The following is a 12970-nucleotide window of genomic DNA, read 5'->3' on the forward strand; positions in this document are numbered from 1 at the left end:
TTTGACCCGGTCGTTGGGGACGGGGAGGGTGGGGACTCGACCGGGTTTCTCCTTAAGCGCGTCGCGACGCGCTTAATTTCTGTTGCATGCATGCCGCAAAACCGCTGCCCCTTTGGGCGACATGCACTGGCGCTCTAGCGGACGCTGGCGACCGCGTCGGAACGGCCGTCGTTGATCGTCACCCAAACGCCGGAATTTTCCGTCGATTGACGCTTGAGATAGGTGTAGTCGGTGTCCGTCCAGGACAGCACCTTGGTTTCCAGATTGTCGAGGATGAACTCGCCGAGGCTGGTGCGTACGGTCAGTACGGCGTGGCCGTCGCCATTGGGCTGGCGCGCGACCGTCATCAGCAGATCACCCGCCGGCATGCCTGCGTCGATCAGTTCGCGGCGCTTCTCCAGCGCGTAGTCCTCGCAATCGCCATAGCCGTTGTCGGGATAGGCCCAGTACTCCTCGACACCGTAATTTTCCATGTCGGTGCGCGGCTTGATGCGGGTATTGACCGAATTGTTGATGCTGACGATCGTTGCCCAGAGTTTGCGGCTCAGGTCGACCGGCGCGCCCTTGGGCGTCTTCTCGTTGCATTCGCCAGGGATGCGCTGGCAGAATTCGTAATGGCCAACAGGCTGCGTGGTACGGCCGCCGGTGTGCATATAGGCCGGTCCCGCGGCATATGCTGATCCCCAGGCGGAAAGCTGCATCGCCATTGCCATCAGCAACAGCTTGCCCCTCGTTTCTTTCATTTCTAGTCTCCCCGTTCGAAGGAGACATTGCCACATGTGGATTTATTTGACGCAAAGGCGCGAAGCAGACTTTAAGTAAAACGCCAGTAGAATAAACATAAAATTTGAATCATTTTAGTATTTAATTGTTTGGATTGCCGGCTTGTCAAAAGCGTGAGGCCTTTGCGCCAGGAGGGCGCGGACGGCCGCCCCGCGCTGCCCGCGCGGTTCAGCCGCTTCCGAGAGTTTTCAAGGCCTTTGCCGCAACAAAAAACCGGCCACGAAGGGCCGGTTTGATTGCCTGTCCGTGCCGGTCAGGCGCGGGGCGTGTTGAATTCGGAATCGAGCGTTTCAGGACGTTGAATGACGGCGAATTCGATGGCCACGCCATCCTCGAAATGACGAACGATCTGGCCACGCATGGTGCCCAGCATGACCTGGACGCCGATCGCCGGCTTGACGTCGATCTCGATCGCCGCGCCCGACAGCGACAGATCGATGATCCGGCACTGGTATTGACGGCCGTCGGTGAGCTGCAGCACGCTGGTCGGGTTGCGCGGCGCGACGCGCTCGTGGCGGCGATCTTCCGGCAGGTCGAGTTCGTGTTTGTTGGCAAGCCAGGTCAACTGCGCCGCCAGCTTGTCCTTCTTGCGGTCGGACGCAATCACCGTCATCGCGAAGCCGTCCTGCAGCGTGCGTGTGACGACGCCTTCGATGCGGCCGATATGGTCGATATAGGCGATCACCTTTTCGCCGGGCATGCCGACGCGATCGGTGCGGAGCGCAACGTTGCCGGGCGACATGTCGACGACCTGGCAAGGATGCTCGGTGCGGTCTTCCAGCATGAATCGCCCGTATATCTTGACCCGGACGCGCTGAAAGTTGCGCCTTTCAGCTTGGGACGGCGCGTAATCGACCGCCGCTGACCTCATGACTGCCTACACCCCGTTTGGCATTCCCGCGCGTCGATGCGAAGGACTTCATCGGAGAATTACAACAAAGCGGGTTAACAAAGGGGAAAAACGAGCCTGCGGGACCCGTGGGATGATCAACTATTCCTCGCGCCCGCCGTCGAAGACGACGAGATGGCGGATGCGGCGCGCCCGGCCAAGCGCCGAGATAGTATCGGGCGCATCGAGTTCGGCTGGAACAAGCGAGGGGACGTCGATTGCCGGACGGTTGTTGAGCAGTTCTTTCTCCGGATCGATGACACGGATCGAATCGATCAGTGCGTCCGTGATCGGGTCGGCACCAAGCCAGAATGGCTTTTCCACGGCGCTGACCACGCCGAGGCAGCGCTGGTTTTCGATGCCGCCGTCGAGCGGCAAGGCAAGCAGTTCGAACTTGTTCGAGCGGCCGTTGCGGCTGAAGCCCTCGAATATGATCAACACGACCGATTTTTGATCGAAAACCCCGTGAATCAGCCTTGAAACCAGGCGCTGGTCCTTCTCGCGCCACAGTGACGGGAAGGAAAAGCCCTTGAGTTCGCGGCCATAGCAGGCGCAGAGCCTGGTACCAGCCAGGCGGAACACGGGTTGCCCGCGGGTGTCCCTTTCCAGGATGAACGTATCGGCCAGCAGCGACTTGATATCGGCCGGTTCGACTTCCGATCGCTTCGGGGCAGGGCGTCCATCACGCAGGCGGTTCCAATAATGGAACAGCGTGATCGATCCGTTTTGGTTCATGGTATGCTGCTCCGCGCATTCTGTCGTCTGATGTCCCATCGGTGAACAGAAGGGCGCCCTCCGATGACCTACATGCGTTGCGGAGCAGGAAGCGTGCCAGCGTCGTTAACACTTGTTCACGGGTCGGGGCCGTTAAGGTTAACAACTGGTTTACGTTGCGCCCAAGCAGGCCCTGTGGCACACCAAAACCACTCCAGAAGCGGTCGTTTCGCGACGATCGGCAGCACTTCAGTCAAGAGTTTTAGGGGAGCAGGGGGCTCGACAGGCCGTTCAAGGGAAACCTTGGACGGCTTCTTTTTTGATTCGCACCAGGGCGATTCGCTGTTTGCGGTTCCATTGACCATGATCTAGATGCTGGCCAGATCGAACCAGCCCAGATCGAACCGGCCCCCAGATCGAACCAGCAGAGTGCGATTGCAGATGAGCGAACCGCAAGATCCTTCCGAGGCCGAACGCGCCGAACCGATGCCGGAGCCCCGGCGCGAGCCGGTGTTCAATCTGCCGCCCGTCGTGCTGGCGGTGATCGGCATTTGCGTGGTCGTTTTCCTGCTGCAGCAATATGTGCTGAACGACGCGCAACAGATGACGCTGTTGTACGACGGGGCCTTCATTCCCGTCCTCTACACCGGCCAATACGGCTTCGACTGGTTCCTGCTCACGCGGCCCTTCACCTATGCCTTCATGCATGGCGGTTTTGCGCATATCGCCATCAATATGGTCTGGCTCGCCGCCTTTGGCTCGCCACTGGCCAATCGTCTCGGCGGGCTCTGGTTCGCCCTGTTCTTTGCGGCCACCGGACTGGCTTCCGTGGCGCTTTTCTGGGCCATGCACCCATATGGCGAGGCACCACTGGTCGGCGCATCCGGCGCCATATCAGGCATGATGGGGGCTGCGGCGCGTTTCGGTTTTCGCACAGACCGATCGGCCGGCAAGGCTGCCTTCGCTGGCCCCGTGCTGCCGATCGCGGTCGTATTGCGCTTGCGCGGCGTCGTGATCTTTCTCGCCGTGTGGATGATCATCAATCTCGCCACCGGCCTGCTCGGCTTTGCGCCCGGAGTGGACGGACAGATCGCTTGGGAGGCCCATATTGGCGGCTTCGTCGCCGGCTTCTTCGGCCTGCGCTGGTTCGACCGGCGACGGCAGCCCCCCGAATGGGAGACCACCGACCGCCGCACTTGAAATGTAACCGATCACGGCGCACGATGTTCACTCTTACGTGAAAGCCGGTCTGGGCAGGGGGCCGGCAGGCGAAGCAGAGGAGGACGCCATGACGGTTAAGGCAATTCTGGAAAGAAAAGGCCACGACGTGTTGACGCTCGGGCCGAACGAGAAGCTCAGCGAAGCCATCCGCATCCTGGCCGAACACAAGATCGGCGCGCTGGTCATCACCAATGGCGATCGCAAGATCGTCGGCATTCTGTCGGAGCGCGACATCGTGCGGGTCGTCGCCAAGGAAGGCGGCGCCGCGCTTGATATCGCCGTGCGTTCAGCAATGACGCCGAAGGTGAAGATCTGCAACGAGAACCACACCGTCAACGAGGTGATGGAGATCATGACAAGGGGTCGTTTCCGCCATCTGCCGGTGGAAAAGGACGGCCTGCTTGATGGCATCGTCTCCATCGGCGACGTGGTCAAGCGCCGCATCGAGGATGTCGAGCGCGAGGCCGACGAGATCAGGGCCTATATCGCCACCGCCTGAGCGGTGAACGGAGCCGCCGGCCGGAAGCCCGACCGGCGGAACCATATGCTATCTGTTATCGAGCTCGGAGCGGACGAGTTCGAGCCCGCGCCTTGTGATGCGGTAGGGACCGCCGCCCGACGACGAAACCGCCTTCTTGCGTTTCAGCTTTCGAAACAGGTCGAGATCGACGCCCGGATAATGCCAGCCGTCGCGGGTCAGGCATTTGACGGAGGCGACCCGTTTCTTCTGGTTCTTTTCGATTTCAATGCGTCCGCCCTGCGCGAGCAGGTGCAGGATGCGCTGTTCAGTGCGCGAAATATCCATGTGGAGAGTTTTCCGGGAAAACGAAAAATGCCGCCGCCGCGAAGCTTCGCGGCACGGGGTTTCAGGTTTTGTCGCCCTGCCTCGCTACGAGGTCAGGGCCTTACCGGGACTGAGCGTAAGTGGACATCCACTCTCCATTGGGATGGGCGTCCTATAGGCGAAAGCGGGTGAAAAGGCCAGCCCGCGGCTTTGCGCTTGTCTCTTTTGGCGGTTTGCACTAGCGAGAATGCACATCAAAATATGCGTTATGCATATTCCGCAGTTTCCAATTTGTAGGCCTCCATGTCCCTGATCGATACCCGCACGCCCGACGCAAAACGTCTGATCTCCGGCGCCACCGGCGACTGGGAAATCATCATTGGTCTCGAAGTGCACGCGCAGGTCATCTCGGAAGCAAAATTGTTTTCCGGCGCCTCGACCGCTTTCGGCGCGGCCCCCAATGCCAATGTCAGCCTGGTCGATGCCGCAATGCCGGGCATGCTGCCCGTCATCAACGAGGAATGCGTCAAGCAGGCGATCCGTACCGGCCTCGGCCTGAAGGCGCAGATCAACCACAAGTCGGTTTTCGACCGGAAGAACTATTTCTATCCCGACCTGCCGCAAGGCTACCAGATCTCCCAGTTCAAGCAGCCGATCGTCGGCGAGGGCACCGTGATCGTTTCGGTCGGACCGGACCGACAGGGCGAGTTCGAGGACATCGAGGTCGGCATCGAGCGGCTGCATCTGGAGCAGGATGCCGGCAAGTCGATGCACGACCAGCATCCGACCATGTCCTATGTCGACCTTAACCGCTCTGGCGTGGCGCTGATGGAGATCGTCTCCAAGCCTGACCTGCGTTCCGGCGATGAGGCCAAGGCCTATGTCACCAAGCTGCGCACCATCATGCGCTATCTCGGCACCTGCGACGGCAACATGGATGAAGGCTCGCTGCGCGCCGACGTCAACGTCTCGGTACGCCGGCCCGGTGGCGAGTTCGGCACGCGCTGCGAGATCAAGAACATGAACTCGATCCGCTTCATCGGCCAGGCCATCGACTATGAGGCGCGCCGCCAGATCGCTATCCTGGAGGATGGCGGCAAGATCGACCAGGAAACGCGGCTGTACGATGCCGTCAAGGGCGAGACGCGCTCCATGCGCTCGAAGGAAGAAGCGCACGACTACCGCTACTTCCCCGATCCCGATCTTCTGCCGCTGGAATTCGACCAGGCCTATGTCGATGCTTTGGCCAAAGGACTGCCGGAACTGCCCGACGACAAGAAGGCGCGGCTGATCACCTCGCTGGGTCTCTCGACCTACGACGCTTCGATCCTGGTGTCGGAAAAGTCGATCGCCGACTATTTCGAGAAGGTGGCCGCCGGCCGCGACGGCAAGCTCGCCGCCAACTGGGTCATCAACGACCTGCTCGGACAGCTGAACAAGGCGGGCAAGGACATTGAAAATGCGCCGGTTTCGCCCGACCAGCTTGGCGCCGTCATCGACCTGATCAAGGATGGCACCATCTCCGGCAAGATCGCCAAGGACCTGTTCGAGATCGTCTGGAACGAAGGTGGCGATCCACGCCAGTTGGTCGAAAGCCGTGGCTTGAAGCAGGTCACTGATACCGGCGCCATCGAAAAGGCGGTCGACGAGGTGATCGCGGCCAACCCGGACAAGGTCGAACAGGCGCGCGCCAAGCCGACCATGGCCGGCTGGTTCGTCGGCCAGGTGATGAAGGCGACCGGCGGCAAGGCTAATCCGCAGGCGGTCAACGACCTCGTCAAGGCCAAGCTCGGCATCGAGTAAGGCCATGTTCGTCCGCACCGCAGGCGAGCGCGACCTTGATGCAATTCGGGCAGTGCTGGTCGAAACCTGGCATGCGACCTATGACGCCATCTACGGCGCCGCCAAGGTCACCGAGATCACCGACGAATGGCATTCGATCGCCTCGCTGAGGGCGCGGCTGATCAAGCCGAACAGCGACTTCCTTGTTGCTGATGACGGGAAGCGCATTGGCGGCGTGGCTTTTGCCGAAAGCATCGACGGCGGCAAAACGGTTGTCCTGAAACAGCTCTACGTGCTTCCAGGCCTGCAGGGCAGGGGCATCGGCGGCATGTTGCTCGACGAGATCATCGAGAGTTTCCCCGAGGCTCGCGCCATCCGTCTGGAAGTGGAAGAACAGAACAGGCGTGCCATCGCCTTCTACGAAGCGAACGGCTTCGTGCGATCCGGCGATTCCGGCGAGCACAAGGGTGCCTCTGGCGAACCGACACTGGTCTATCGCAGGCCGCTTGCCGGCTGACCGCCATCTGCTGGCGCTCCAGATCACCTTCTCGCGAGCGGCGCGGCATGCGCCCCGTTTTCGTTTGACGGCCTGAGGGGCACGCACCGAATGGCGTCTAGCGGCGATTGCCAGCGGCCGACGTCGGCAACCGAATCGTATACGGCCTCGACGACCTGCGGCAGAGCGCGGTCGATCGCATTCGCAAACCTGGACATAGGCCCCTCGGACCGCCTCCAGAATAAGTGTGAGGTTCCACAGAATAATGAGTAGGATGGCACGCTAGGGTCGCCATGTAACTTATTGATGCCGCCACGCATCTGTGGATTGGTTTCACTATGGCCGGCCGATCGGTTCCTAATCCGCTCCTGCGTCATCCCAGCATTTGCTGTGCCGGCTCACGACGGATATGCAGGGTCATGATCAAACTGTTCCGCATCGCGGCGCTGGTGCTGCTTATCATCATCATTTTCGCGACCTTGTCGCCGATCCAGATGAGGCCGCACATGGCCCAGGCGAATATCGAGCGTGCCCTGGCCTATGTGCTGTTGGGCTTCGCCCTGGCGCTCAGCTTCCCCAACAGAGTGTATCAGACCTTGATCTTTGTGGTTGCGACTGCCGGCATACTGGAATTGCTTCAGATCATCGATCCCGGCCGCCACGCGCATCTTGCCGATGCACTCGTGAAAGCATCAGCTGGGATTATTGGGGTCCTCGTGGGGCAATTATTGCTGAGGACCAGCGGGCGAATAGGCGTGAGGTAGGCGCGGCAGAAAGCCGAATGCAGTCGATCGTCTCTTTGGTCTAGGCAGTGGGAACTTCCACATTGTCGATCAGCCGCGTCCTGCCGAGCCAGGCAGCAGCGAGCAGGCGTCCCGTGCGGTCGCGACGCCAGGGCGCAAGCGTCAGGCTTTCGCGGGCCTCGACATAGTCGATCTTCTGGAAGCCGGCGGCGATCAGGGCACGACCGGCTTCACCGGTTGCGTCGTCTCGATGCGCGCCGGCCGCCAACGCTGCTGCCGCCTTGCGCAGAATCACGTTGAGTTGGCGAGCGACCGCCAGTTCACCCTCGTCGAGATAGGCGTTGCGCGACGACATGGCGAGGCCATGCGCGTCGCGTATGGTTGGGGCACCGATGATCTCGACGGGCAGGTCAAGGTCGCGGCAGAGCTGCCTGACGACGCAAAGCTGCTGATAATCCTTTTCGCCGAAGACCGCGTAGTCGGGCGTTGCTTGGAGGAAGAGCTTGGCCACCACGGTGGCGACGCCTTCGAAAAAGGTCGGGCGAAAATCCGATTCGAGCCCGGCGGATGGGCCGCCGACCGAGATCCTGGTGGCAAAGCCGGCGGGATACATCGCGCCAACCGTCGGCGTGAAGGCAAGATCGGCCTTGACCGTCGCCAGCAGATCCAGGTCACGGGCAATCTGGCGCGGGTACTTGTCGAGATCCTCGCTCGGTGCGAACTGCGTTGGGTTGACGAAGATCGACACCACACAGCGCTCTGCTTTTTCGCGCGCGATCCTGATCAAGGAGAGATGCCCCTCATGCAACGCGCCCATGGTTGGAACCATGGCGACGCGCAAGCCGTCGCGCCGCCAGTCGCGAATCCTGGCGCGAAGTGCGCCAACACTATCGACGACATCAGGCCCGCTCATGCCCGGTCTCCGCCATTGGTGTTTGAGCCGGAAAAAACATGGGCAGGACCGGGGAATGTCCGATTTCGCACCTCCGAAGCGTACCGCTCAGCGGCATGCGCGATCAAGCTGCGCAGGTCGGCGTATTCCTTGACGAATTTCGGCACACGGTCGACGGTCAGTCCCACCATGTCGTCGATCACCAGGATCTGACCATCGCAGTCGCCGCTGGCGCCGATGCCGATGGTTGGAATGGCGATGCGGTGGCTGATGTCGGCGGCGACCGCCTCGATCGTGCCTTCGATCACCGTCGAGAAGGCGCCAGCCTTTTCGACGGCGAGCGCATCAGCCATCAACGCCGCGATCGTCTCGTCGGTGCGGCCCTTGATCTTGTAGCCGCCATCCTTCTCCACCGATTGCGGCAGCAGGCCGATATGGCCCATGACCGGAATGCCGGACGCCACGATCGCCGCGATCTGCAAGGCCATGTCGACGCCGCCTTCGAGTTTCACCGCCTGGCAGCCGGTCTCGCCAACGATGCGTCGCGCCGAGGCCACCGCCTGCGCCGCCGAGTCCTCGTAGCTGCCGGCCGGCATGTCGACGACAACACAGGCCCTGGCCGAGCCGCGCATCACGGCTTGCCCATGTGCGATCATCATCTCGAGCGATGCGCCCAGCGTCGTCTCGTGACCATGCAGGACCATGGCGACGCTGTCGCCCACGAGGAGCAGGTCAACATGGGGATCGAGCAGGCGAGCGACGGGATAAGTGTAAGCCGTGAGGCAGACCAGTGGCGTGCCGCCCTTGCGGCGGCGAATCATCTCGGCGTCGATCCGAACGTCGGTGGTCGGCAATTTCGTGGCCAATCATCACCTCCTTCGGCCCATGGCCGGATTGATACCCGTATGGGCGCGCTGAGCTTTAGAAAGACCGGAAAGGCTTGGCAAGCGTGCATCCTGCCACCTCTTGAGATCACAGGCTTGTGTCGGGTCCCTGGCGCGCCATTTGCGCGCTCCCTCGGCAAAACTCTTGCCTTCCCGAAGGCCTGACGCCATAAGCAGGAAACAGGCGCCGCCGGCGCGAGGGTTCTGAGATGAAGACTTTCCTGACGCAGTTTTTCACCTGGTGGAACAGCCAGACGCTGGGAACACGCCTGCACACCTGGCGGTACGGCAAGAGAGTCGGCCAGGACGAGGCGGGCAATGTCTATTACGAAGGCGGTGTCGATTCCGAAGGCCGCACGCGCCGCTGGGTCATCTATCGCAACTATTCCGAAGCCTCTGCCATCCCGCCCGGCTGGCACGGCTGGATCCATCACCGTGTCGACGTCGCGCCGCCCGGTGACGAGTACAAGCCGCGCGACTGGCAGAAGCCGCATCAGCCCAATCTGACCGGCACGCCGGCGGCCTATCGCCCGAAGGGCTCGGTGCTGACCAACCAGCACCGCCCGCAGGTCACGGGTGACTATGACGCCTGGACGCCCGGGTCGTAACGGGCCCGGTCTGTGGCGGCGCAAGGTGCTGGCCGGTCCTTTATCGCCACAATTGGTGTTTAGCTGCTTGCTGATCAGAAAACGCCGACTAGCCTTGGTGATTGACGGAATCACCCGGGCGCGAACCACCGGTACCCCCATATGAGCTTTTTCAACCTGATATCGACGGGCGGTCTGACGTTAGCCGCCGGCCTCGCCGTCAGCACCGCGGCGTTTGCTGCTTCGCCCGCACCTGCCGCGCCCGCGGCCGCGCCGGCGGCTCCTGCGGGGTCGGATCGCATCAGCAACCCGGTCGCCGAGTTCGCCGGCATCGACAAGATCACCGGCCGCATCATCACCTTCGATGTCTATATCGATGAAACGGTGCAGTTCGGCGCTTTGCAGGTGACGCCGCGCGTCTGCTATTCCCGGCCGCAGACAGAGGAACCGAAGACCGATTCCTTCGTCGAGGTCGACGAGATAACGCTCGACCGCAAGATCCGTCGTATCTTCACCGGCTGGATGTTCGCCGAAAGCCCGGGCCTCAATGCTGTCGAACATGCCGTCTATGACGTCTGGCTGAAGGAATGCAAGCAGAAGTCGGATGTCCCTGCGCCCGACGCCACCAAGGCTGACGCGACCAAGGCCGACGCTTCGAAACCTGCCGCAGCCAAGCCAGCCGCCACCTCGGATGTGGAACAGTCCGCCCCCACGGAACCGGATACGTCCGACACCAACTGATCCCCCGGAACCGTCGTGCCCATCATGCGTTGGATCACGGACGATTGCGCATCGATGCGCCCGGAGGATACACCGATGTCGGACAGCAAGCGGATCACAGCCAGCAAGAAAGAGCTGCTTGAGCTCGAAAGAGGGTTCTGGACCGGGGACGCAGCCTACTACGCCGCCAATGCCGACACGGAATGCCTGGTGGCGTTTCCGCAGATGGCGCGGGCGATGGACAATGCAGACCTCGCCAAGACCGCGACCAAACCCAACCGCTGGCGTGATCTCGATATCGACCTCAAGGGAATAATCGAGCCGGGCAGCGATATCATCATGCTGACTTACGAGGCGCACGCGACGCGGGAAAATGGCGAACCCTATGCGGCATTGGTCAGCACCGGCTATGTCCATCGCGTCAACGGCTGGAAGATGATGTTCCATTCGCAGACCCCGATCGAGGTTGCGGCCAAATAGGGTCTCGATTCCTACGGAAAAAAGATCGCCTCGCCCTTCAGTGCATCGGCCAGCATCTTCTCGTATTTGCCGCGTGGCACGTCGACGGCGCCGAAACGCTTCAGATGCTCGGTGGTGAATTGCGTGTCGAGCAGCGCGAAGCCGCGCGCCTTCAGGCGCTCGACGAGGTGGACTAGGCAGATCTTCGAAGCATCCGTTTGTTTGGAAAACATGCTTTCGCCGAAGAATACCCGTCCAAGCGAAACGCCATAAAGGCCGCCGGCTAACTGGTTCTCGCGCCAGGCCTCGACCGAATGGCAGTGGCCCATGCGGTGCAACTGCACGTAGGCCTCTCGGATCGGCGCGTTGATCCAGGTCGAGCGCCGCTCCTCGCGCTTCTCGGCGCAGCCATCGATCGTCGCTTCGAAATCGAAGTCGAAACGGATGTCGAATGGGTTTTTGCGGATTGTCTTCTTCAGGCTTTTGGGCGTGTGAAAATCATCGAGTGGAATGATGCCGCGCGTCTCCGGCCGCACCCAGAAAACCTCCGGATCCCCAGCGCTTTCGGCCATCGGGAAGACGCCCGAAGCGTATGCCTTGAGCAGGAGGTCGGTCGGGATGCGATAGCCGGGCGCATAGGGACGGGTCATCGCGTCCCCGGACTACTCTTCCTTGGCCAGGTATTTTTCCAGCCAGTGGATGTCATAGTCGCCATTGGCGATGTCGGGGTTGCCGACGAGATCGCGAAACAGCGGCAAAGTCGTCTTGATGCCGTCGACGACGAACTCATCCAGTGCCCGCCGCAGCCGCATCATGCACTCGACGCGGTTGCGCCCGTGAACGATCAGCTTGCCGATCAGGCTGTCGTAATAGGGCGGGATCTTGTAGCCGGAATAGACGCCCGAATCGACGCGAATGCCGAGACCGCCTGGCGTGTGGAAATGCGTGATTGTGCCGGGCGACGGGGTGAAGGTGCGCGGATCCTCGGCATTGATGCGGCATTCGATGGCGTGGCCATTGAACTTAATGTCTTCCTGCCTGACCGAAAGACCGCCGCCGGAAGCGACGCGGATCTGCTCGTGGACGAGATCGATGCCGGTGATCGCTTCCGTCACCGGATGCTCGACCTGCAGGCGCGTGTTCATCTCGATGAAGTAGAACTCGCCATTCTCGTACAGGAACTCGATCGTGCCGGCGCCGGAATAGCCGAGATCGGCAATGGCCTTGGCGCAGATGCCGCCGATGCGGGACCGCTCCTCGGCGTTGAGCGCCGGCGAGGGCGCCTCTTCCCAGACTTTTTGATGGCGGCGTTGCAGCGAACAGTCGCGCTCGCCGAAATGCACACCGCGGCCGAAGCCGTCGCCGAACACCTGCACTTCGATGTGGCGCGGCTTCTCCAGGTATTTCTCGATATAGACGGCATCGTCGCCGAAGGCCGCGCCGGCTTCCGTGCTCGCTGTCTGCAAGGCAATCTCGAGGTCAGCCTCGGTAAGGGCAACCTTCATGCCGCGCCCGCCGCCACCGGCCGAGGCCTTGATGATCACGGGATAGCCGATCTCGGCGGCAATGCGCCTGGCTTCCTTTTGATCGGTGACGGCGCCGTCGGAACCGGGCACCACGGGGATGCCAAGGCGCTTGGCGGTGCGCTTGGCCTCGATCTTGTCGCCCATGATGCGGATATGGTCGCCTGACGGGCCGATGAAGGTGATGTTGTGCGCGGCCAATATGTCGGCGAACTTGGCGTTCTCCGACAGGAAGCCGTAGCCTGGATGCACGGCGTCGGCGCCGGTGATCTCGCAGGCCGCGACGATCTGATGGATGTTGAGATAGCTGTCGCGCGATGGCGGCGGCCCGATGCAGACGCTTTCGTCGGCAAGCCGCACATGCATGGCGTCGGCGTCGGCGGTCGAATGCACCACCACCGTCTGGATGCCGAGTTCCTTGCAGGCGCGCAGCACCCGAAGCGCGATTTCGCCGCGATTGGCAATGAGGATCTTCTGGAACATCCTGCCAGCT

Annotated in this window: 16 protein-coding genes; 8 read left to right on the plus strand and 8 right to left on the minus strand. The window is 61.6% G+C overall.

Features of this window, described 5'->3' with window-relative positions:
- Positions 1-134: 134 nt before the first annotated feature.
- The 3 genes from AC1VON_RS19690 to AC1VON_RS19700 form a co-directional block, all read right to left on the minus strand.
- A complete protein-coding gene (locus tag AC1VON_RS19690) occupies positions 135-743 on the minus strand; it encodes a transglutaminase-like cysteine peptidase (RefSeq protein WP_483124601.1) in 609 nt (202 codons plus the stop codon).
- 293 nt (positions 744-1036) lie between these two features.
- Positions 1037-1654 carry a PilZ domain-containing protein gene (locus tag AC1VON_RS19695; RefSeq protein WP_091578409.1) on the minus strand — a complete coding sequence of 206 codons (618 nt, stop codon included), beginning with the start codon at positions 1652-1654 and terminating at the stop codon, positions 1037-1039.
- A gap of 120 nt (positions 1655-1774) precedes the next feature.
- Entirely contained in the window at positions 1775-2407 is a 633-nt protein-coding gene (locus AC1VON_RS19700; protein WP_056566561.1) for a PAS domain-containing protein, read from the minus strand.
- Positions 2408-2827: 420 nt separating this feature from the next.
- Here AC1VON_RS19700 and AC1VON_RS19705 point away from each other — a divergent pair, with 420 nt between their 5' ends.
- Both AC1VON_RS19705 and AC1VON_RS19710 read left to right on the plus strand, forming a co-directional pair.
- On the plus strand, positions 2828-3586 hold the full coding sequence (locus tag AC1VON_RS19705) for a rhomboid family intramembrane serine protease (protein ID WP_483124602.1): 759 nt from the start codon (positions 2828-2830) through the stop codon (positions 3584-3586).
- Between the two features lie 88 nt (positions 3587-3674).
- The gene (locus AC1VON_RS19710) at positions 3675-4106 is read left to right on the plus strand and encodes a CBS domain-containing protein (RefSeq protein ID WP_027051720.1); all 432 of its coding nucleotides are present in this window, start codon (positions 3675-3677) and stop codon (positions 4104-4106) included.
- 48 nt (positions 4107-4154) lie between these two features.
- On the opposite strand, the gene AC1VON_RS19715 is transcribed toward AC1VON_RS19710, so the two are convergent.
- Positions 4155-4412 (minus strand): YjhX family toxin, encoded by a 258-nt coding sequence (locus tag AC1VON_RS19715; RefSeq protein ID WP_483124603.1) that lies wholly within the window; start codon positions 4410-4412, stop codon positions 4155-4157.
- Positions 4413-4694: 282 nt separating this feature from the next.
- On the opposite strand from AC1VON_RS19715, the gene gatB reads away from it, so the two are divergent.
- The 3 genes from gatB (at position 4695) to AC1VON_RS19730 (ending at position 7433) form a co-directional block, all read left to right on the plus strand.
- Positions 4695-6194 (plus strand): Asp-tRNA(Asn)/Glu-tRNA(Gln) amidotransferase subunit GatB, encoded by a 1500-nt coding sequence (gene gatB / locus AC1VON_RS19720; protein ID WP_483124604.1) that lies wholly within the window; start codon positions 4695-4697, stop codon positions 6192-6194.
- A gap of 4 nt (positions 6195-6198) precedes the next feature.
- Positions 6199-6690 (plus strand): GNAT family N-acetyltransferase, encoded by a 492-nt coding sequence (locus AC1VON_RS19725; RefSeq protein WP_483124605.1) that lies wholly within the window; start codon positions 6199-6201, stop codon positions 6688-6690.
- 398 nt (positions 6691-7088) lie between these two features.
- Positions 7089-7433 (plus strand): VanZ family protein, encoded by a 345-nt coding sequence (locus AC1VON_RS19730; protein WP_172350691.1) that lies wholly within the window; start codon positions 7089-7091, stop codon positions 7431-7433.
- Between the two features lie 40 nt (positions 7434-7473).
- On the opposite strand, the gene panC is transcribed toward AC1VON_RS19730, so the two are convergent.
- Both panC and panB read right to left on the minus strand, forming a co-directional pair.
- The gene (gene panC / locus AC1VON_RS19735; protein ID WP_172350690.1) at positions 7474-8325 is read right to left on the minus strand and encodes a pantoate--beta-alanine ligase; all 852 of its coding nucleotides are present in this window, start codon (positions 8323-8325) and stop codon (positions 7474-7476) included.
- On the minus strand, positions 8322-9170 hold the full coding sequence (panB, locus tag AC1VON_RS19740) for a 3-methyl-2-oxobutanoate hydroxymethyltransferase (protein ID WP_172350689.1): 849 nt from the start codon (positions 9168-9170) through the stop codon (positions 8322-8324). Before panB ends, panC begins: the two co-directional genes overlap by 4 nt.
- 227 nt (positions 9171-9397) lie before the next feature.
- On the opposite strand from panB, the gene AC1VON_RS19745 reads away from it, so the two are divergent.
- The 3 genes from AC1VON_RS19745 (at position 9398) to AC1VON_RS19755 (ending at position 10975) form a co-directional block, all read left to right on the plus strand.
- The gene (locus tag AC1VON_RS19745) at positions 9398-9796 is read left to right on the plus strand and encodes an NADH:ubiquinone oxidoreductase subunit NDUFA12 (RefSeq protein WP_172350688.1); all 399 of its coding nucleotides are present in this window, start codon (positions 9398-9400) and stop codon (positions 9794-9796) included.
- A 141-nt stretch (positions 9797-9937) separates the two neighbouring features.
- Positions 9938-10516, plus strand: a complete 579-nt coding sequence (locus AC1VON_RS19750) for a DUF2155 domain-containing protein (protein WP_172350687.1) — start codon at positions 9938-9940, stop codon at positions 10514-10516.
- Between the two features lie 75 nt (positions 10517-10591).
- A complete protein-coding gene (locus tag AC1VON_RS19755) occupies positions 10592-10975 on the plus strand; it encodes a hypothetical protein (RefSeq protein WP_172350686.1) in 384 nt (127 codons plus the stop codon).
- Between the two features lie 11 nt (positions 10976-10986).
- Here AC1VON_RS19755 and aat read toward each other — a convergent pair whose 3' ends face one another.
- Together aat and accC are read right to left on the minus strand one after the other, a co-directional pair.
- Positions 10987-11604, minus strand: coding sequence for a leucyl/phenylalanyl-tRNA--protein transferase (gene aat, locus AC1VON_RS19760; protein WP_172350685.1), 618 nt, complete (start codon positions 11602-11604; stop codon positions 10987-10989).
- Positions 11605-11616: 12 nt separating this feature from the next.
- Complete coding sequence (gene accC / locus AC1VON_RS19765) at positions 11617-12960, minus strand: acetyl-CoA carboxylase biotin carboxylase subunit (protein WP_172350684.1); 1344 nt, start codon at positions 12958-12960, stop codon at positions 11617-11619.
- Positions 12961-12970: the final 10 nt, after the last annotated feature.

Source organism: Mesorhizobium sp. HAY1-8B, from assembly GCF_056868045.1.